This window comes from Streptomyces sp. 5-10 (assembly GCF_014712245.1).
Lineage (GTDB): Bacteria > Actinomycetota > Actinomycetes > Streptomycetales > Streptomycetaceae > Streptomyces > Streptomyces violaceusniger.
The window spans coordinates 13,613-32,678 of the sequence record NZ_JACVYG010000075.1 but is presented as its reverse complement, the minus strand read 5'-3'; the positions used below and the strand labels follow the sequence as shown (position 1 = coordinate 32,678).

Annotated in this window: 14 protein-coding genes; 6 read left to right on the top strand and 8 right to left on the bottom strand. The window is 71.6% G+C overall.

Going from position 1 to position 19,066, the window contains the following annotated elements:
• Positions 1-10 precede the first annotated feature (10 nt).
• The gene (gene hemE / locus IEJ02_RS43905; RefSeq protein WP_191069904.1) at positions 11-1,117 is read right to left on the bottom strand and encodes a uroporphyrinogen decarboxylase; all 1,107 of its coding nucleotides are present in this window, start codon (positions 1,115-1,117) and stop codon (positions 11-13) included.
• Between the two features lie 91 nt (positions 1,118-1,208).
• Here hemE and IEJ02_RS43900 point away from each other — a divergent pair, with 91 nt between their 5' ends.
• The 5 genes from IEJ02_RS43900 to IEJ02_RS43880 all read left to right on the top strand — a co-directional run bounded on the left by IEJ02_RS43900 (position 1,209) and on the right by IEJ02_RS43880 (position 7,698).
• Positions 1,209-1,940, top strand: coding sequence for a DUF3000 domain-containing protein (locus IEJ02_RS43900; protein ID WP_191069903.1), 732 nt, complete (start codon positions 1,209-1,211; stop codon positions 1,938-1,940).
• Positions 1,941-2,133: 193 nt separating this feature from the next.
• Complete coding sequence (locus IEJ02_RS43895; RefSeq protein ID WP_014175686.1) at positions 2,134-2,793, top strand: response regulator transcription factor; 660 nt, start codon at positions 2,134-2,136, stop codon at positions 2,791-2,793.
• A 114-nt stretch (positions 2,794-2,907) separates the two neighbouring features.
• Positions 2,908-4,185, top strand: coding sequence for a ribonuclease D (locus tag IEJ02_RS43890; RefSeq protein ID WP_191069902.1), 1,278 nt, complete (start codon positions 2,908-2,910; stop codon positions 4,183-4,185).
• Positions 4,186-4,354: 169 nt separating this feature from the next.
• Positions 4,355-5,572 (top strand): thiolase family protein, encoded by a 1,218-nt coding sequence (locus IEJ02_RS43885; RefSeq protein WP_191069901.1) that lies wholly within the window; start codon positions 4,355-4,357, stop codon positions 5,570-5,572.
• Entirely contained in the window at positions 5,569-7,698 is a 2,130-nt protein-coding gene (locus tag IEJ02_RS43880) for a 3-hydroxyacyl-CoA dehydrogenase NAD-binding domain-containing protein (RefSeq protein WP_191069900.1), read from the top strand. Before IEJ02_RS43885 ends, IEJ02_RS43880 begins: the two co-directional genes overlap by 4 nt.
• 424 nt (positions 7,699-8,122) lie before the next feature.
• Here the strand turns inward: IEJ02_RS43880 and IEJ02_RS43875 are convergent, their stop codons facing one another.
• Complete coding sequence (locus IEJ02_RS43875; protein ID WP_191069899.1) at positions 8,123-9,178, bottom strand: PLL family lectin; 1,056 nt, start codon at positions 9,176-9,178, stop codon at positions 8,123-8,125.
• A gap of 70 nt (positions 9,179-9,248) precedes the next feature.
• Here IEJ02_RS43875 and IEJ02_RS43870 point away from each other — a divergent pair, with 70 nt between their 5' ends.
• Positions 9,249-9,656, top strand: coding sequence for a PIN domain-containing protein (locus IEJ02_RS43870; RefSeq protein WP_191069898.1), 408 nt, complete (start codon positions 9,249-9,251; stop codon positions 9,654-9,656).
• A gap of 560 nt (positions 9,657-10,216) precedes the next feature.
• On the opposite strand, the gene IEJ02_RS43865 is transcribed toward IEJ02_RS43870, so the two are convergent.
• The 6 genes from IEJ02_RS43865 to IEJ02_RS43840 form a co-directional block, all read right to left on the bottom strand.
• Positions 10,217-11,689 carry an amino acid permease gene (locus IEJ02_RS43865; protein WP_223865427.1) on the bottom strand — a complete coding sequence of 491 codons (1,473 nt, stop codon included), beginning with the start codon at positions 11,687-11,689 and terminating at the stop codon, positions 10,217-10,219.
• A gap of 231 nt (positions 11,690-11,920) precedes the next feature.
• Positions 11,921-13,885 carry a 1-deoxy-D-xylulose-5-phosphate synthase gene (gene dxs / locus IEJ02_RS43860; RefSeq protein ID WP_191069896.1) on the bottom strand — a complete coding sequence of 655 codons (1,965 nt, stop codon included), beginning with the start codon at positions 13,883-13,885 and terminating at the stop codon, positions 11,921-11,923.
• A gap of 180 nt (positions 13,886-14,065) precedes the next feature.
• Positions 14,066-15,382 (bottom strand): sugar ABC transporter permease, encoded by a 1,317-nt coding sequence (locus IEJ02_RS43855; RefSeq protein WP_191069895.1) that lies wholly within the window; start codon positions 15,380-15,382, stop codon positions 14,066-14,068.
• On the bottom strand, positions 15,379-16,167 hold the full coding sequence (locus IEJ02_RS43850) for an ATP-binding cassette domain-containing protein (RefSeq protein WP_137979915.1): 789 nt from the start codon (positions 16,165-16,167) through the stop codon (positions 15,379-15,381). The genes IEJ02_RS43855 and IEJ02_RS43850 overlap by 4 nt, the downstream gene beginning before the upstream one ends.
• A 139-nt stretch (positions 16,168-16,306) precedes the next feature.
• Positions 16,307-17,407 (bottom strand): substrate-binding domain-containing protein, encoded by a 1,101-nt coding sequence (locus tag IEJ02_RS43845; protein ID WP_191069894.1) that lies wholly within the window; start codon positions 17,405-17,407, stop codon positions 16,307-16,309.
• 249 nt (positions 17,408-17,656) lie between these two features.
• On the bottom strand, positions 17,657-18,856 hold the full coding sequence (locus tag IEJ02_RS43840) for an ROK family transcriptional regulator (protein WP_137980979.1): 1,200 nt from the start codon (positions 18,854-18,856) through the stop codon (positions 17,657-17,659).
• Positions 18,857-19,066 lie beyond the last annotated feature (210 nt).

The window sequence follows — 19,066 nt, the reverse complement described above, 5'->3', positions numbered from 1 at the left end:
CCCGCTTGGTTCAGACCTTCACAGAAGGTGCGCGCGATGCGCTCTGGGTGTGCACATACTCGACGAGCCGGGTGAGCGCGTCCGGATCGGTGCTGGGCAGCACGCCGTGGCCGAGGTTGAAGATGTGCCCCTCCACCCCCCGGGCCGCCTCCAGCACCTCGTCCGCCTTGGCCTCGACGGCCGTACGCGGGGCGAAGAGCACCGCGGGGTCGAGATTGCCCTGGAGCGCCTTGCCGGGGCCGACCCGCCGGGCGGCCTCGTCCAGCGGCACCCGCCAGTCGACGCCGACGACGTCCGCGCCCGCCTCGCCGAGCAGTCCGAGCAACTCACCGGTGCCCACGCCGAAGTGGATGCGCGGCACGCCGTATCCGGCGACGGCGGCGAAGACCTTCGAGGAGGCGGGCAGCACGCTGCGGCGGTAGTCGGCGGGGGCCAGGGCGCCCACCCAGGAGTCGAAGAGCTGGACGGCCGAGGCGCCCGCCTCGATCTGCACCTTGAGGAAGGCGGCGGTGATGTCGGCGAGCCGGTCCAGCAGCGCGGCCCAGAGCGCCGGGTCGCCGTACATGAGCGCCTTGGTGTGCTCGTGGTTGCGCGAGGGGCCGCCCTCCACCAGATAGCTGGCGAGCGTGAAGGGGGCGCCCGCGAAGCCGATGAGCGGGGTCGCGCCGAGCTCGCCGACGAGCGCCCCGATGGCCTCGGTGACGTACTTCACATCGTCCGGGTCGAGCGGACGCAGCCGCTCCAGATCGGCGCGGGTGCGGATCGGCCGCTCGACGACCGGCCCGACCCCGGGCTTGATGTCGAGGTCGATGCCGATGGCCTTGAGCGGTACGACGATGTCGCTGAAGTAGACGGCGGCGTCCACCCGGTGGCGGCGCACCGGCTGCAGCGTGATCTCGGTGACCAGGTCGGGCCGCATGCAGGACTCGAGCATCGCGATGCCCTCGCGCAGCTTGCGGTACTCCGGAAGCGAGCGCCCCGCCTGCCGCATGAACCACACGGGTGTATGGGGCACCGGCTCCCGGCGGCAGGCCCGCAGAAAAGCCGAATCGGCTGTGGCACTGGCCGCGGCACGGCCGGTCTGCTGCTGGCCCGAGGGCCGCTCGTTGGCGCTCATGCCCCAGATTTTCGCACGGGCCGAACGAGTGACCCGCCATCCCGGGTGTTCCTCCCCGGTTAGGGCCCTCAGTGCGCCTAGTCTTCCGGGCATGGCAGCGGTTCAAGGACACCTCTCGAACGGTGCTGACGGCCCTGACGGCACGGACGCGGGCGGTGAGGACACCCCTCCCGCCTTCCGGCATGCCGTCGCCGCGCTGCGCGGTGTGCGGGTGCGGCCCGAGGTGGAGCTCGATCCGACCCCACCCCCGCGTCGGCTCGCACCCTACTCGTACGCGCTGGAGGCGGTGGTCACCGGCGCGGCGGGCGATGACGAGGAGCTGGCCGAGGGGCGGCTGATCCTGCTGCACGACCCGGCCGGGCACGACGCCTGGCGCGGCACCTTCCGCCTGGTCACGCTGGTCCACGCGGACCTGGAGCCGGAGATCGCGGCGGATCCGCTGCTGCCCGAGGTGTGCTGGTCCTGGCTCACCGGCGCGCTGGAGGCGCGCGGACTGCCCTACGGGGAGCCCAGCGGCACGGTCACCCGGGCGAGCTCGCACTACTTCGGCGCGATGGGCGAGCGGGAGCCGTCCACCCGGATCGAGATCCGCGCCTCCTGGACCCCGTCCGACCACCCGCCCCCCGAACCGGCCCACCCCGGCCCGCGCCGCCCGGAGCCGGCGGGAGAGGGCGCCGCCGAACGGCTGGGCGTGCCGGACACCGCGGGACACCTGGCCGCGTGGTGCGACCTGCTGTGCCAGATCGCGGGCCTGCCCCCGGCGGGGACCACGGAGGCGGGGGTCGTCTCGCTGCCGCAGCGGAGGGGACCTCAGGCGCGCTGAGCCTCGAGATGTTCGGGATGTCCTAAAAATGACGCTGAGCTTCCGGATGTCCTGAAAAAGATCAGGCACGATCGATCAGTCGTCCTAATTGCCCGAATTGTTACTCACCAAATCGTGATCATTCTCTAAAGCCCGGCCGTATCGGTGCCGAAGGACGTGGTGACCCGTCCCACCACTTCCCCAGGAGGACCTGGTGTCTGTTCTCCTCGAGCAACCGTCCAGCCTGGTCGCCTACCGCCCCAACAAGCCGACGGCCATGGTGGTCGTCGCCGACCCCCGCGTTCGTTCCACCGTCACCCGCCACCTCTGGGCCCTCGGGGTGCGCGACGTCATCGAGGCGTCGTCCATCGCGGAGGCCCGTCCCCGCATCGGCAATCCGCGCGACATCTGCGTGGCCGATGTCCACCTCCCCGACGGCTCCGGCCTCACGCTGCTGTCCGAGACCCGCGCCGCGGGCTGGCCCAACGGGCTGGCCCTGTCCGCCGCCGATGACATCGGCGCCGTACGGAACGCACTGGCCGGCGGCGTCAAGGGCTACGTCGTCACCGGCACCCGCACCAACCTCGGCATCCCGGGCCGCCCCGGCGCCGCCCCGCTCGGCGCCGCCGCCCGGATGCACCGCCGCCCGCCGGGCGCCCCCGGCCACCCGGGCGGCTACCGGGAGCTGTCGGGCCGCGAGGTCGAGGTGCTGAGGCTGGTTGCGGAGGGCCAGTCCAACAAGGCCATCGGCGTCTCGATGGGCCTGTCCGCGCTCACCGTCAAGAGTCACCTCGCCCGGATCGCCCGCAAGCTGGGCACCGGGGACCGGGCGGGAATGGTCGCGGTCGCTTTGCGGACCGGAATCATCCACTGACCCGTACCGCCCGCCCGGCCACCACGCCGCCGTCCACCACCCCCCGCGCCCGTCGACGGAACGTTCCGTCGACGGGCGCCCTGCGTACTCGCCGCACACAGCTACCCTTGACAGGTGACCGACGCCCAAGAGACCGCAGCAGAGACGACACTGCGAACCACCGGGGGCGCTCCTCCGGACGACCTCCCCCCGGCGCCGGTCCCCTTGCTGGAGCCGCGCGAGGGCATCCCGCCCGTCACCGCCGACGCGGACACGCTGGCCGAGGTCATCGCGACCTTCGCCGCCGGCCACGGCCCGGTGGCCGTCGACGCCGAGCGCGCCTCCGGCTACCGCTACGGACAGCGGGCCTATCTGGTCCAGCTGCGCCGGGCCGGAGCGGGGACCGCACTGATCGACCCCGTCGGCTGCCCCGACCTCTCGGGTCTGGGCGCCGCGATCGCCGACGCCGAATGGGTCCTGCACGCCGCGACCCAGGATCTGCCCTGTCTGCGGGACATAGGCATGGTCCCGGCCCGGATCTTCGACACCGAACTCGCGGGCCGGCTGGCCGGATTCGCCCGGGTGGGGCTCGGCGCCATGGTCGAGAACATCCTCGGATACGCCCTGGAGAAGGGCCACTCCGCCGTGGACTGGTCCACCCGTCCGCTGCCCGAGCCCTGGCTGCACTACGCCGCGCTCGACGTCGAACTGCTGGTGGACCTGCGCGACGCGCTGGAGGACGAGCTGGAGCGGCAGGGCAAGCTGGAGTGGGCGCACCAGGAGTTCGCGGCCATCGCCGCGGCCCCGCCCGCCCCGCCGCGCAAGGACCCCTGGCGGCGGACGTCGGGGATGCACAAGGTCCGGCGGCGGCGCCAGATGGCCGTGGTGCGCGAGCTGTGGACGGCCCGGGACCGGATCGCCCAGCGCCGCGATGTCTCGCCGGGCAAGGTGCTGAGCGACGCGGCCATCGTCGAGGCCGCGCTGGCCCTGCCGGGAGACGTCCGGGCGCTGGCCGCGCTGAACGGTTTCGGCCACCGGATGAACCGGCGCCAGCTGGAGCAGTGGCAGGCCGCGGTGGACCGGGCCCGGGCGCTGCCGGAGGCGGACCTCCCCCAGCCGGGCCAGCCGGTGGCCGGTCCGCCCCCGCCACGGGCGTGGGCCGACAAGGACCCGGCGGCCGCGGCGCGGCTCTCCGCGGCGCGTGCGGCCGTCACCCAACTGGCCGAACAGCTGAATCTTCCGCAGGAGAACCTGATCGCCCCGGACACCGTCCGGCGGCTGTGCTGGGAGCCGCCCGCCGAGCCGACGACGGATGCGATCGCCGCCGTTCTCGCAGGTCACGGCGCCCGTCCCTGGCAGATCGACCAGGTGACGCCGGTGCTGACGGCCGCCTTGCTGACGCCCCCGGCGTGATGTGACGCGCGTGGACCGGCGGCCCCGCCGCCGGCCCGCGGCTGTGACCTTCGACCCTGGCGGCGGTGAGGACTGGGCAGCTTGGTTACTCATAAGTAGCATGAGGGTGTGACGGCGCGCCCCCGGCGTGCCCGCAGCAGTGCCATCCCGCACCTGGAGGAGAGCCAACGTGCCTCGTACCGCTAGGGACGTCGTCTTCGTCGACGGCGTCCGGACCCCATTCGGCAAGGCGGGCCCGAAGGGCATCTACCACGAGACCCGCGCCGACGATCTGGTCGTCAAGTGCATCCGGGAGCTGCTGCGCCGCAACCCGGATCTGCCGCCGGAGCGCATCGACGAGGTGGCCATCGCCGCGACGACGCAGATCGGCGACCAGGGCCTGACCATCGGCCGCACCGCGGGCATCCTGGCCGGGCTGCCCCAGTCGGTCCCCGGCTACGCCATCGACCGGATGTGTGCCGGTGCGATGACGGCCGTGACCACCACCGCGGGATCCATCGCCTTCGGCGCCTACGACGCCGTGGTCGCGGGCGGTGTCGAGCACATGGGCCGCCACCCCATGGGCGAGGCCGTCGACCCCAACCCGCGCTTCGTCTCGGAGAAGCTGGTCGACGAGTCGGCCCTGTTCATGGGCATGACGGCGGAGAACCTCCACGACCGGCTGCCGCACATCTCCAAGCAGCGCGCCGACGAGTTCGCGGTGCGCAGCCAGGAGAAGGCCGCCAAGGCGTACGCCAACGGCAAGATCCAGCAGGACCTGGTGCCGATCTCGGTGCGCCGCACCTCCCCCGAGGGCGGGGAGCTGGGCTGGGGCCTGGCCACCGCCGACGAGCCGATGCGCCCGGGCACCACGCTGGAGGGCCTGGCCACGCTGAAGACCCCGTTCCGCCCGCACGGCCGGGTCACGGCCGGTAACTCCGCGGGGCTCAACGACGGCGCCACCGCCTCGCTGATCGCCTCCGAGGACTTCGCCCGCGAGCTGGGCCTGCCGGTCAAGATGCGCCTGGTCTCGTTCGCCTTCGCGGGCGTCGAGCCCGAGGTGATGGGCTACGGCCCGGTCCCGGCCACCCAGAAGGCCCTGGCGAAGGCCGGTCTGTCCATCGAGGACATCGGCCTGTTCGAGATCAACGAGGCGTTCGCCGTCCAGGTCCTGTCGTTCCTGGACCACTACGGCATCGCGGACGACGACGAGCGCGTCAACCAGTACGGCGGCGCGATCGCCTTCGGCCATCCGCTGGCCTCCTCCGGTGTCCGCCTGATGACCCAGCTGGCACGGCAGTTCGAGGAGCACCCCGAGGTCCGCTACGGCATCACGACGATGTGCATCGGCTTCGGCATGGGTGGCACCGTGATCTGGGAGAACCCGCACTTCGAGGGGAACAAGTGACCAACACCGCAGAGCTTCTCAAGGGAGCGGCAGAGCTCTTCCCGGGCGAGGTCGTGACGCAGGCGCACGTCCGCCACCTCGACCTCCCCCAGGACGCGGGCCGCTTCGCGCTCATCACGCTGGACAACGGCCTGGACCACACCAAGCCCACCACCTTCGGCCCGGCCTCGCTCGCCAACCTCAACGCGGCGATCGACCAGGTCGAGAAGGAGGCCGCGGACGGCGAGATCACCGGTGTCGGCGTCACCGGCAAGCCGTTCATCTTCGCCGTCGGAGCCGACCTCAAGGGCGTGGAGCTGCTGAAGCGCCACGAGGACGCGCTGGCCATCGGCAAGGGCGGCCACGACGTCTTCAAGCGGCTGTCCACCCTCGCCGTGCCCACCTTCGCGTACTACAACGGCGCGGCGATGGGCGGCGGGGTCGAGGTCGGGCTGCACTGCTCCTACCGCACCGTCTCCGCGGCGCTGCCCGCCTTCTCGCTGCCCGAGGTGTTCCTCGGCCTGGTGCCCGGCTGGGGCGGCTGCACCCTGCTGCCGAACCTGATCGGCGCCGACCGCGCGGTCTCCGTCATCATCGAGAACTCGCTCAACCAGAACAAGCAGCTCAAGGGCGAGCAGGTCTACGAGCTCGGGATCGCCGACGCGATCTTCGAGGGCGCGGACTTCCTCGAGCAGTCGCTGATCTGGACCGCCGCCGTCCTCAAGGGCGAGATCGAGGTCGTACGGCCCGAGATCGACCGCGGCGACGCCTGGCACGAGGCCGTGGTGCGCGGCCGCGCCATCGCCGACGGCAAGGTGCACGGGGCGGCCCCGGCCGCCTACCGCGCGCTGGAGATCATCGACGCCGCGCGCAACGGCGACCTCGCCCGAGGCTACGAGGCCGAGGAGAAGGCGCTCGCCGACCTGATCATGGGCAGCGAGCTGCGCAGCGGCATCTACGCCTTCAACCTGGTGCAGAAGCGCGGCAAGCGCCCGGCCGGTGCCCCGGACAAGTCGCTGGCGCGCCCGGTCTCCAAGGTGGGCGTCGTGGGCGCGGGTCTGATGGCCTCGCAGCTCGCGCTGCTGTTCGCGCGGCGTCTCGAGGTGCCGGTCGTGCTGACCGACATCGACCAGGAGCGGATCGACAAGGGCGTGGGCTATGTCCACGGCGAGATCGACAAGCTGCTGCTCAAGGGCCGGATCAACCAGGACAAGGCCAACCGGCTCAAGGCCGCGGTGACCGGTTCGCTGGACAAGGCCGCCGCCTTCTCCGACGCCGACTTCGTCATCGAGGCCGTCTTCGAGGAGATGGGCGTCAAGCAGCAGGTGTTCGCCGAGGTCGAGGCGGTCGTGCCGGAGCACGCCATCCTCGCCACCAACACCTCCTCGCTGTCGGTGTCCGAGATGGCGTCCCAGCTCAAGCACCCCGAGCGGGTCGTGGGCTTCCACTTCTTCAACCCGGTCGCGATCCTGCCGCTGCTGGAGATCGTCCGCGGTGAGAAGACCGATGACGCGTCGCTGGCCACGGCCTTCGGCGTGGCCAAGAAGCTGAAGAAGACCGCCGTCCTGGTCAAGGACGCCCCGGCGTTCGTGGTCAACCGGATCCTGACCCGCTTCATGGGCGAGATCCAGAACGTCATCGACGAGGGCACCCCGGTGGACGTCGCCGAGCGCGCCGTCGAGCCGCTGGGCCTGCCGATGTCCCCGCTGGTGCTGCTGGAGCTGGTCGGCCCGGCGATCGGCCTGCACGTCTCCGAGACGCTGCACGGCGCGTTCCCCGACCGCTTCACGGTCTCGGAGAACCTCAAGCGCGTGGTCGAGGCGGGCAAGCGCGGCTTCTACGTCCACGACTCCGGCAAGCCGGAGCTGGACCCGGAGGTCGCCGCGCTGCTCCAGCAGGGCGACACCGTCCTCACCGAGGAGCAGGTGCGCGCCCGCGTGCTGGACGCGGTCGCGCAGGAGATCGGGCTGATGCTCGAGGAGGGCGTCGTCGCCGAGGCGCAGGACATCGACCTGTGCCTGATCACCGGCGCTGGCTGGCCCTTCCACCTGGGCGGCATCACGCCGTACCTGGACCGCGAGGGCGTCTCGGAGCGGGTGAACGGGAAGACGTTCCTGGCGCGGGGCGTCGCGAGCGTTCCCGCGTAGCGCGCCGGCGGCGCATGGCATACCCGGGTGCCGGGCGGGCGAAGACCCGCCCGGCACCCGTGCGTTACGGGACTCACCGCCCCGGCGGGGTGCCCCGGCGCCCCGGCGGGGCACCCCCGCCCGCGCCACCCGCCACGACCGGGCCACCACCCGGATGGCGAGCACCCGCCACGCGCATCGGGGGCGGGTCACTCCCGGCGGCGAACCCGCCACGCGTATCCGGGGCGGGTCACCCCCGGCGGCGAGCACCCGCCACCCGTACCCGGGACGGGGCACTCCCGGCGGTGAACACCCGCCACCCGTACCCGGGACGGGGCACTCCCGGTGGTCGGGTCAGGTCCGGGGCGGGAAACGGGTCGGCGGTGCCTGCCGCGGGCGTGGGGCGGCCGCGTCGAACGGGCTCTCAGTGGGGCTGTGGCGCCGCTCAGCCGCTTCCCACGCGGGTCCAGGCCTGGAGTGCCAGCCCGCGTTCGTCGGTCTTCTGACGGGTCACCAGGAGCTTTCCGTCCAGCGCCAGCGCGGCCAGCACCACCCGGCCCTGGCCGTCCAGCGCCAGGGCCGGGTTGTGGGCGCCCTGCTCGCCGGAGGGCGTCCACCACACCCCCGCCGCCTCGTCCTCGCAGGGGTGGGCGGCGACGGCCAGCCCACCGGACGCGGGGTCCTGGTGGGCCAGGACGGTGCAGTCATGGCCGTCCACCACGGCGCGCACCGCGGCGACCGGGCCGGTGCCCGTGGCCCCGCCCAGCGGCGCGGGGGCCGGGGAGTCCGGCCGCCAGGCCATAACCTCACCACTGCGGGCGTCGCGCCAGTAGTGGGTGAGGGTGCCGGGGCTGCTCTCCACCATGGACGCCGAATCCGGCCGGGCGTCGGCGGGGACGTCCTCGCCCCGCTTGGGAGCGGCCCCGGGCTTGGGCTGGTACCAGCGCAGCGCGGCACCCTTCCCTGCCGGTGCGAGCAGTTCGAGACGGCCGTCGGCGGTCGCGGCCGCTGACATGCCGCCCAGGACGTGCATGCCCTTCCAGTCGGTCCAGCGCTCCCAGGTGCCCTTGGGGTCCTGCCGCCGGGCGCTCACCCCGCCCCCGGCGTTGCGCACGAAGACGCGGAGGGCGCCGGAGGAGTCCACGGCCGCGGCCGGCGGGCCGGTCCGCGCGGCCTTGCGGGGGTCCTTCGGATGCGGGGTGCCCAGGGAGTGCCACGCCGTCAGCGGGCGGCCGGACTGGAACTGGGTGGCGTGGATGATGTCCACGCGCGTCGGCTCACCGGCGCCGCCCGGCCGGTGCCGAAGCCCCACCAGATGGGCATAGCCCTCAGGGCTCTGAACGACGGTCAGCCCGGCCAGGCGGCCGGACACCTCGATCAGCCACGGCCCCGTCCACTCCGCCCCGCCGGGGCGGTCCTCGGTCCAGCGGGCGACACCGCCCGTCACCGGTGCGTAGGCCGTGAGCCTGCCGTCCTTGCCGCGGAGCAACCGCAACGCCATGGCCCGCTGCCAACCCTTCCCCGAGCCCTTCCACCTGTTCGAACGATGACCATAGTAATTTGCCTGGACTATGGATGGGGTTGTGGTCGTGGACGCCGCCAATGTGGTCGGTTCGGTTCCGGATGGCTGGTGGCGTGACCGGCGCGGCGCCGCCGAGCGGCTCCGCGACCGGCTGGCCGTCCTCGCCGGGACCGGGCTGCCCGACCGCCCGGGCGTGCCCGGCTGGGCCACCGACCCTCCGGTGGACATCGTGATGGTGGTCGAGGGCGCGGCGCGGGGCGTCGAGCCGGTGGCGGGCGTACGGGTGGAGAGCGCGCCGGGCAGCGGCGACGACCACATCGTGGCCGTGGTGGCGGCCCGTGAGGAGGGCCGCCCCTGCCTGGTGGTGACGGCGGACCAGGGGCTGCGGGCGCGGGTCACGGCGCTGGGCGCCGAGACAACGGGCCCCCGCTCGGTCCGCCCGAACGGCTCGCCCTAGGGCCGGTCAGGGCCCATGAGGTGTCCGACGGACGGTGCCGCCTGCGGCGAGCTGTTCCCCTCCCCGCCCCTTCCCACAACTGGGGCTCCGCCCCAGCCCCCGGCCGCACCCCAGGTGGCCCGGTCGGGACGCCGACGCGGCGAGAGCCGCTCCTCGCCTCTCGATGCCCAGGGGCGGAGCGAAACGGCCCCTCCACCCCGGACCCCCAGCCGGACAACGCCGTTGTACACGGCCATCCGCCGCCTCGGCACGCCAGCCGCAACCAGCCGACAGACACGCGTTCACGCCCTCACCGCCCGCCCCGCGGACACCCTGGCCCCCTGTCCCCCGCTCACCAGGCAGCCGCTCGACCACCGCACCCCAGGTGGCCCCACCGGTGAGCCGAGCGCGGCGATCACCGGCTCTTCGTCGCGCGATTCGGATGTGCGCGGGCGTCCACCCGGTCATCCGCCGCGCCGACGCTGACCGCCGGGGTGACGGTCGGCCCATCAACCCCCGGGGTCCAGGGGCGGAGCCCCTGGTAGCGGGAAGGGGCGGGGAGGGGATAAGTCCGCGGGCCTCTACCCCGTACGCGTCCCCGCCTCGGTCACCCGGCTGTGGCGGCGCCCGTAGAGGAAGTAGACGAGGAAGCCGACGACCATCCACACCCCGAACCGCACCCACGTCTCGGCGGGCAGATTGAGCATCAGCCACAGCGACGCGGCAACCGACAGGAGCGGCAGCACCGGCACCCAGGGCGTGCGGAAGGCGCGGGGCAGATCGGGCCGGGTGCGGCGGAGGATGATGACGCCCAGCGCGACCACGACGAAGGCGAAGAGCGTACCGATGTTCACCAGGGCCGCCAGCTGGGAGATGGAGGTGAACCCGGCGACCACGGCGATGACCACGCCCAGCACGATCGTCGAGCGGTACGGCGTGCCGAAGCGCGGATGCACCCGGGAGAAGACCCTGGGCAGCAGCCCGTCCCGGCTCATCGCGAAGAACACCCGGCTCTGGCCGAGCAGCAGGATCATGGACACGGTGGTGAGCCCGACGGCGGCGCCGAAGCTGATGAGGCCCGCGTAGAACGGATGGCCGGTCGCCTTGAAGGCGTCGGCGAGCGGGGCGTCCACCGACAGCTTGGTGTACTTCTCCATGCCGGTGACCACGATGGACACCGCGACGTACAGCACCGTGCAGATGAACAGCGAGCCCAGGATGCCGCGGGGCATGTCCCGCTGGGGATTGCGGGTCTCCTCCGCCGCGGTCGCCACGATGTCGAAGCCGATGAAGGCGAAGAAGACCACGGCGGCGCCGGTGAAGATGCCCTGGACGCCGAAGGTCGTCGGCTGGTAGCCGAACATCAGCTGGATCAGCGGCGCCTTCAGCCCCGAGCCGGAGACCGTGCCCTGCGCCTCGGGGATGAAGGGGTGGTAGTTCTCCGGGTGGATGAAGAAGGCGCCCGCGATGATGACGAGCAGCACCACGGCCACCTTGATCGCCACCACCACGGAGGTGACCCGCGCGGACAGCTTCATGCCGAAGACCAGGACCGCGGTGATCGCCAGCACGAGCAGGAAGGACAGCAGGTCGAAGGAGAGGCCGTGCGCGGCGTCGGGCCCGGACAGGGCGTCGGGCAGATGCCATCCGGCGTTGTCCAGCAGCGAGCGGATGTACCCCGACCAGCCCACCGAGACCACGGCACAGGCCAGCGCGAACTCCAGCACCAGGTCCCAGCCGATGATCCAGGCGGGCAGTTCGCCGAGCGAGGCGTACGAGAAGGTGTACGCGGATCCGGCGACCGGGACCGTCGAGGCGAACTCGGCGTAGCACAGCGCGGCCAGGGCGCAGGCCACACCGGCCGCCACGAAGGACAGCGCGGTCGCGGGCCCCGCCTGCTCCTTGGCGACCGAGCCGGTGAGCACGAAGATGCCGGTGCCGATGATGACGCCGACGCCGAAGACCGTGAGGTCCAGGACGGACAGGGACCGGGTGAGGGTGTGCTCGGGCTCCTCGGTGTCCTGGATGGACTGCTCGATGCTCTTCGTCCGCAGGTAGCGCGGCCGGACTCTGCCTCCGGTGCCTCCGCCGGGTTCCGATACGTTCACCGGTGCCACCTCCACGCCTGCCGTGCGGCTCATGGTTCTGGTTACCGATCGGCGGCGAGGTATGCACGCTCGGGGCGGTCCCCGATTCACCCGATGGGGGCGGGCGGTGCGGCACACGCTGGGCCGGTCGGAGCAGGAAGCGCTCCGGCCGGCCCAGGGAGATAAGGGGGCGGTGGCTCAGTCGCGCACCGGTTCGGCCGTCGTCGGCCGGGTCACATCGGCGCCCCGGGAGCCCGCGTCCGCGGACTGGTGTCCGTAGCGGCCGCCGATCCTGGAGACCAGCCCGGTGACCTGCCGGGCGATGTCCGGCGCGGTCAGCCCGATCTCCGCCATGACCTCCTTACGGGAGGCATGGTCGAGGAAGCGGGGCGGGATGCCGAAGTCGCGCACCGGCATGTCGACGCCCGAATCGCGCAGCGCCTGGGCGACGGCGGAGCCCACACCGCCGACCCGGCTGTTGTCCTCGACGGTGACGACGACGCGGTGGCGCTCGGCGAGGGCGGGCAGCTCCTCGTCGACCGGCTTGACCCAGCGGGGGTCGACCACCGTTGTGGAAATGCCCTGTTTGTCGAGAAGGTCGGCGACCTCCAGGCACATCGGGGCCAGCGCGCCCACCGAGACCAGCAGCACATCGGGCCGCTCGCGGTCGGCCGCCGCGGGCTCCCGCAGCACGTCCATGCCGCCGATCCTGCCGACGGCCGCGACCGCCGGGCCCACCGCGCCCTTGGAGTAGCGCACCACGGTCGGCGCGTCCTCCACCGCCACGGCCTCGCGCAGCTGGGCGCGGACCTGGTCGGCGTCGCGCGGGGCGGCGATCCGCAGCCCGGGGACGACCTGCAGCAGCGACATGTCCCACATGCCGTTGTGCGAGGCCCCGTCGGTGCCGGTGATACCGGCGCGGTCCAGGACGAAGGTGACCCCGCACTTGTGCAGCGCCACATCCATCAGGACCTGGTCGAAGGCGCGGTTGAGGAAGGTGGCGTAGACCGCGAAGACCGGGTGCACACCGCCGGTGGCCAGGCCCGCCGCCGAGACGGCCGCGTGCTGCTCGGCGATGCCCACGTCGTAGACCCGGTCCGGGAAGCGCTTGGCGAACTCGGTGAGCCCCACCGGGTGCAGCATGGCCGCGGTGATCGCGACGATGTCCTCGCGCTCCTCGCCGAGCTTGACCATCTCCTCGCCGAAGACCGAGGTCCAGTCGGCGCCGGAGGCCGAGATCGGCAGCCCGGTGTCCGGGTGGATCTTGCCGACGGCGTGGAAGCGGTCCGCCTCGTCCTGGAGGGCGGGCTGGTAACCACGGCCCTTCTCGGTGAGGCAGTGCACGATGACCGGGCCGCCGAAACGCTTCGCCCGCTGCAGCGCCGACTCCAGCGCCTCGATGTCATGGCCGTCGATCGGGCCGACGTACTTCAGCCCCAGGTCCTCGAACATGCCCTGCGGGGTGATGAAGTCCTTCAGCCCCTTCTTGGCCCCGTGCAGCGTCTCGTACAGCGGCCTGCCGACGACCGGGGTGCGCTCCAGCAGGTCCTTGCCGCGGGCCAGGAAGCGCTCGTAGCCATCGGTGGTGCGCAGGGTGGCGAGGTGGTTGGCCAGGCCGCCGATGGTCGGGCCGTAGGAGCGCTCGTTGTCGTTGACGACGATGACCAGCGGGCGGTTCTTGGCGGCGGCGATGTTGTTGAGCGCCTCCCAGGCCATACCGCCGGTGAGCGCCCCGTCGCCGATCACGGCGACCACATGGTCCTGCTTGCCGAGCAGCTCATTGGCCTTGGCGAGGCCCTCGGCCCAGCCGAGGACGGTCGAGGCGTGGCTGTTCTCGATGACGTCGTGCTCGGACTCGGCGCGCGACGGATAACCGGACAAACCACCCTTGCTCTTGAGCTTGGAGAAGTCCTGGCGGCCGGTGAGCAGCTTGTGGACGTAGGACTGGTGGCCGGTGTCCAGCAGCACCTTGTCCCGGGGCGAGTCGAAGACCCGGTGCAGGGCGATGGTCAGCTCCACCACGCCGAGATTCGGGCCGAGATGGCCACCGGTCTTGGAGACGGCGTCGACGAGGAAGGAGCGGATCTCCGCGGCCAGCTGGTCCAGCTCCTCCGGAGTGAGCCGATCCAGATCGCGCGGTCCCGTGATGCGGGTCAGCAGCACCCGTGCCTCCTTGCTTCGAGCGTCTCCATGGAGCTTGCCGTCCGCCCGAGTCTAATGTTCCGCCCTCCGGCGCATGCCTCCCCCCATGCGATCTCCGTCACGCGTGTTCTTTTCAGACAGCCGCCCGGTGCCTTCCGTGGAGGCACCGGGCGGCCGGGTGAGCGGATCAGGCGTGCGGGGTCAGCCGCGACCCGCGGACCGCTGTGTCCTGCGCGACACCGAGTCGATGACGACGGCGGCCAGCAGCACCCCACCGGTGATCATGTACTGCACGGAGTTCGCGACGCCCAGCAGGTTCATCCCGGACGAGATCGAGCCGATGACCAGCATGCCGAGCAGCGCCGACCAGACCGAGCCCCGGCCACCGAAGAGGCTGGTGCCGCCGATGACCGCGGCCGCGATGGCCTCCATCAGCAGGTTGCCGGTGCCCGCCTGCTGGCTGGCGGAGCCGATCCGGGAGGCGATCATGATGCCGCCGCACGCGGCCATCAGCCCGGCCAGCGAGTAGACCGAGATCCGGATGGCGACGACGTTGATGCCCGCGCGGCGGGCGGCCTCGACGCTGCCGCCCAGGGCGATCACCTTGCGCCCGTAGGAGGTGCGGCGGACCACGAAGTCCAGGATCACCAGGACCGCCACGAAGATCACCAGGGCGAGCGGCAGGCCCTTGTACTCGTTGAGCCGCCAGGCCGCGGCGAAGACGATCACCCCGAGCACGGCCGTGCGGACCAGGATCTCGCTCAGTGGCCGCGAGGGTATGCCGACCGCCTTACGGCGCCGGCTGTCCAGGAACTGGGCGAGGAAGAAGCCCGCCGTCGCCAGCGTGGCCGCCCCGTACGCCGCGATGAGCTGGCTGAAGTAGTGCGCGGTGAGATCGCGCACGAAGCTGTCGTCGGCGATGCTGATGGTCCCCGTGGTGCCGAGCACCTGGAGCATCAGACCGTTCCAGGCCAGCAGACCGGCCAGGGTCACCACGAAGGCCGGGACGCCGATCTTGGCGAAGAAGAACCCGTGCACCGCGCCGAGGGCCGCGCCGCTGGCGAGCGCCGCGATCAGCGCGATCCCCTCGGGCACCCCGTGGTTGACGTTGAGCACCGCCAGGGTCGCCGCGGCCAGACCGCTGAGCGAGCCGACGGACAGGTCGATCTCACCGAGCAGCAGCACGAAGACGATCCCGACCGAGATCATGCCGGTGCCGCCGAGCAGGATGGAGAGGTCGGAGAGGTTCTTGGGCGAGAGGAAGGCGCTGTCCTTCGCCTGGAAGACCGCCCAGATGATGGCGATGCCGACGATGACCGGGACCGCGCCCAGATCGCCGCTGCGCATCTTGCGGCCGAACTCCGTCAGATAGCCCTTGAAGCCCTCCTGACGGACCAGCAGCCGGGGGTCGACGACGGTGACCGCGTCCTTGGCGACGGGGTTGGCGTCGGCCGGGCCGCTCGCCTTGTTGGCGCCGTTCGACGTACCGCCGCCTGTCTTGTCAACGTTCGTGGTCACTTCGCGACCTCCCCGCTACGCGCCTTGCGGCGGGTCACGGCGTTGTCCGTGGCGCCGGTGATGGCGGAAATGATCTCTTCCTGAGAGGTGGTCTTCACATCGAAGGTGCCGTTGTTGCGGCCCAGCCGCAGCACCGCGACCCGGTCCGCGACGGCCTTGACGTCGGCCATGTTGTGGCTGATGAGGATGACGGCGAGGCCGCGGTCGCGCAGCCGCTCGACCAGGTCCAGGACCTGCGCGGTCTGCTCGACGCCGAGGGCGGCGGTCGGCTCGTCCAGGATCACCAGCTTGGGCTCGCCGAGCATCGAACGGGCGATGGCGACGGTCTGCCGCTGACCACCCGAGAGCGAGGCGATCGGGATCCGCACGCTGGGGATGCGGATCGACAGGGTCTGGAGCAACTCACGGGAGCGCCGCTCCATTTCGACCTCGTCGAGCACCCCGGCGCGCAGGATCTCGCGGCCGAGGAAGAGGTTGCCGACGACGTCGATGTTGTCGCAGAGGGCGAGGTCCTGGTAGACGGTCGCGATGCCCAGCTCCTGGGCGTCGTGCGGCCGGGTGACCTGGACGGGCCTGCCCTGCCACTCGATGACGCCTTCGTCGGCGGGGCCGACTCCGGCAATGCTCTTGACGAGGGTCGACTTGCCGGCGCCGTTGTCGCCCACCAGGGCGACGACTTCACCGGCGTGGACCTCCAGATGGATGTCGGTGAGCGCCTGGACGGCGCCGAACCGCTTGGAGATCCCGCGCAACGCCAACACGGGTCCGTTCGGCACGATGGCCATCTCCGTTCCGGGCAGGGTGGTCCCTGCTGTGTGACGGAGGGGAGAGCGCGCTCTCCCCTCGATTGGGGGGTGAGTTGAGGGGGGCGGGCCGTCCGCGGGTACGGACGGCCCTGCTCCGCCAGGTGCCGGAGACCGGCCGTTACTTCAGACCGGCCGCCGCGCAGGCCGCCTTGACCTTGCCGGCGCAGATCTGGTCGATCTTGTAGATCCCGTCCTTGATGACGGTTTCCTTGATGTTCTTCTTGGTCAGCGAGACCGGGGTGATCAGCGTCGCCGGGATGTCCTTGGTGGTCGGGCTGTCGACCGTGTTGGACTCGTTGACCTTCTCGCCGCGGCCGAGCGCGATGGCCATCTCGGCGGCGGCGGTGGCCTCGTCCAGGTAGGACTTGTAGACGCTCATGTACTGCTCACCGGTGACGACCCGGCGGACACCCTCGAGTTCGGCGTCCTGCCCGGTGACCGGGGGCAGCGGGTTGAAGCCGCCGCTCTTGAGCGCGGTGATCGCGCCGCCGGCCATGCTGTCGTTGGCCGAGTAGACGCCGATGATGTTGTCCTTGCCGAGCGAGGAGATGGCGCCCGTCATGGCCTCGTTGGCCTTGTCCGCCAGCCAGCGGTCGACGTCGTAGGACTTGCCGACGTCCACCTTGCCCTTGAGGACGGACATCGCGCCCTTCTTGAACATGGCGGCGTTGGGGTCGGCCTCCCAGCCGTTGAGCATGACGATCTTGCCGCTCTTGGCCTTGTCGCCCAGCGCCTCGAGCAGGGCCTTGCCCTGGACCTTGCCGACCGTCTCGTTGTCGAACGAGGTGTACGCGGAGACCGGGCCCTCGGCGAGCCGGTCGTAGGCGATGACCGGGATACCGGCCTCATCGGCCTTCTTGACCGAGCTGGCGATGGACTTGGAGTCCACCGAGTCAAGGATGATCGCGTCGACCTTCTTGGTGATCATCGAGTCGACCTGCTGCTGCTGGACCGAGGGGTCCGACTTGGCGTTGACGTACAGGACCTTGCAGTCGGCGCAGAGCCCTTTGATCTTCTTGGTGACGAAGGGCCGGTCGAAGTTCTCGTATCTGGCCGTCTGATCCTCGGGCAGCAAGAGCCCGATCGTGAGCGGACCCGTCTTCTTCTTGTCGTCCTTGCTGTTGTTGTCGGCTTCCTTCGCCGAGCCACAGGCGGCGAGGGCTACCGTCATCGACATGACGGAAGCGGCAAGAGCGACGCGACGCATCGTTGCGTTCATTTGGGGGTGACCTCCCTGACGAGGCCGCGTCATTGCGGCCGAGGTGGCTGGAAGTCAACTCGGCCGCCCGCATGGCGTCAAGAAGTAAATCCTTAACGAGATGGCAACGGTGCCATTCGTTATCTGAGTGAACGCAGCCGGACAGGCCGGATAGACGGAGCGTGACCGGACAAAGCCTCTCAAGGCTTGCCCACGGCCCAACCGCCCTCGCCCGGCCGTCAGACGAGGACCGGCGCCCCCGCCCCGCGGTCAGGTGAGGGCCGGAGCCCCCGCCGAGAGCGCGCCGTCCAGCAGCGTCGAATCGCCCATCTCGCTGAGCACCAGCGCGAGCGCGCCCAGCACCTCGGCCCGGCCGCCCAGCGCCCCCGGCATCACCGACAGCTGATGGGCCGCGCTCGGGATCGCGTACCGCGCGACCGACTCCCGGATCGGGCCCAGCACCAGCTCCCCCGCCTCGGCGAGCTGGCCGCCCAGCACCATCCGGCTCGGGTTGATCAGATTGCAGAGGTTGGCCACCCCGCTGCCGATGTGCCGGCCGACGTCCCCGATCACCCGCCGGCAGCCCGGGTCGCCCTCGCGGGCCAGCTGCACCATGCGCTCCACGGTGAGGTCCGCCCCATGGCTGGAACGCAGCAGCGGCAGCACATAGCGGGCCGCGGCGAAGGTCTCCAGACAGCCGCGATTGCCGCAGCGGCACACCGGGCCGGACTCGTCCAGGGTGATGTGGCCGATCTCGCCCGCCGTACCGCCGGGGCCGCGGTAGATCTTCCCGCTGATCACCAGCCCCGCGCCGACACCATCGGCGACCTTGATGTACGCGAGGTCGCCGACCCCGCGGCCGGAGCCCCAGACCAGCTCGCCGAGCGCGCCGAGGTTGGCGTCGTTGTCCACGTGCACCGGCACCCCGAGCCGCTGGGCCAGGTCGTCGCGCGGATTGGTGCCCGCCCAGCCCGGCAGGATCGCGGTCGAGCCCAGCGTGCCGGTCTCCACGTCGATCGGCGCGGGCACGCCGAGGCCGACGCCGACCACCTTGTCCTGGCTCAGCCCGCTGGCCGTGATCAGCCTGCTGACCAGCTGCTCGGCCCGGTCCAGGCCCTGGGAGGAGGAGGCGTCCACATCCAGCGGCTCGGCCTCCTCGGCCAGCACCTGATGGGCGAGATTGCCGATGGCGACACGCAGATGCGTATGGCCGAAATCCACCCCTACGACGATGCCCGCGTCACCGCTGAGCGAGACGCTGCGCGCCCGGCGGCCGCCCGCCGAGGTGGGCGTGACCTCGACCGTTCCGCCGTCCTTGAGCTCGCGCACGATGTTGGAGACGGTGGCGGCGGACAGCCCGGTGGACCGGGCGATCTCCGCCTGGGTCAGCGAGCCCGCCATGCGCACCGCACGGACCACCCGCTCGAGATTGGCCCGGTGCAGCGACGACTGCGATCCCGGAGTCTCCACGCCCATCCACTCCCGCCTTCGCGGGCGGCACGACGGCCGCTCCGCAGACCGGACCGCAGCAGTGGGGCCCGGCTGTGTCTCCAACATGTGAACTCTAAGCTGAGCCGCCACGGTTGTCCCACGTCAAGTCCCCGACCGCCGTGGGACCGCTCGCGGTACCCTCCGCCGCCCACAGCGGCACGGCCCCGTCCTTTCCGCATAACGGAAAGG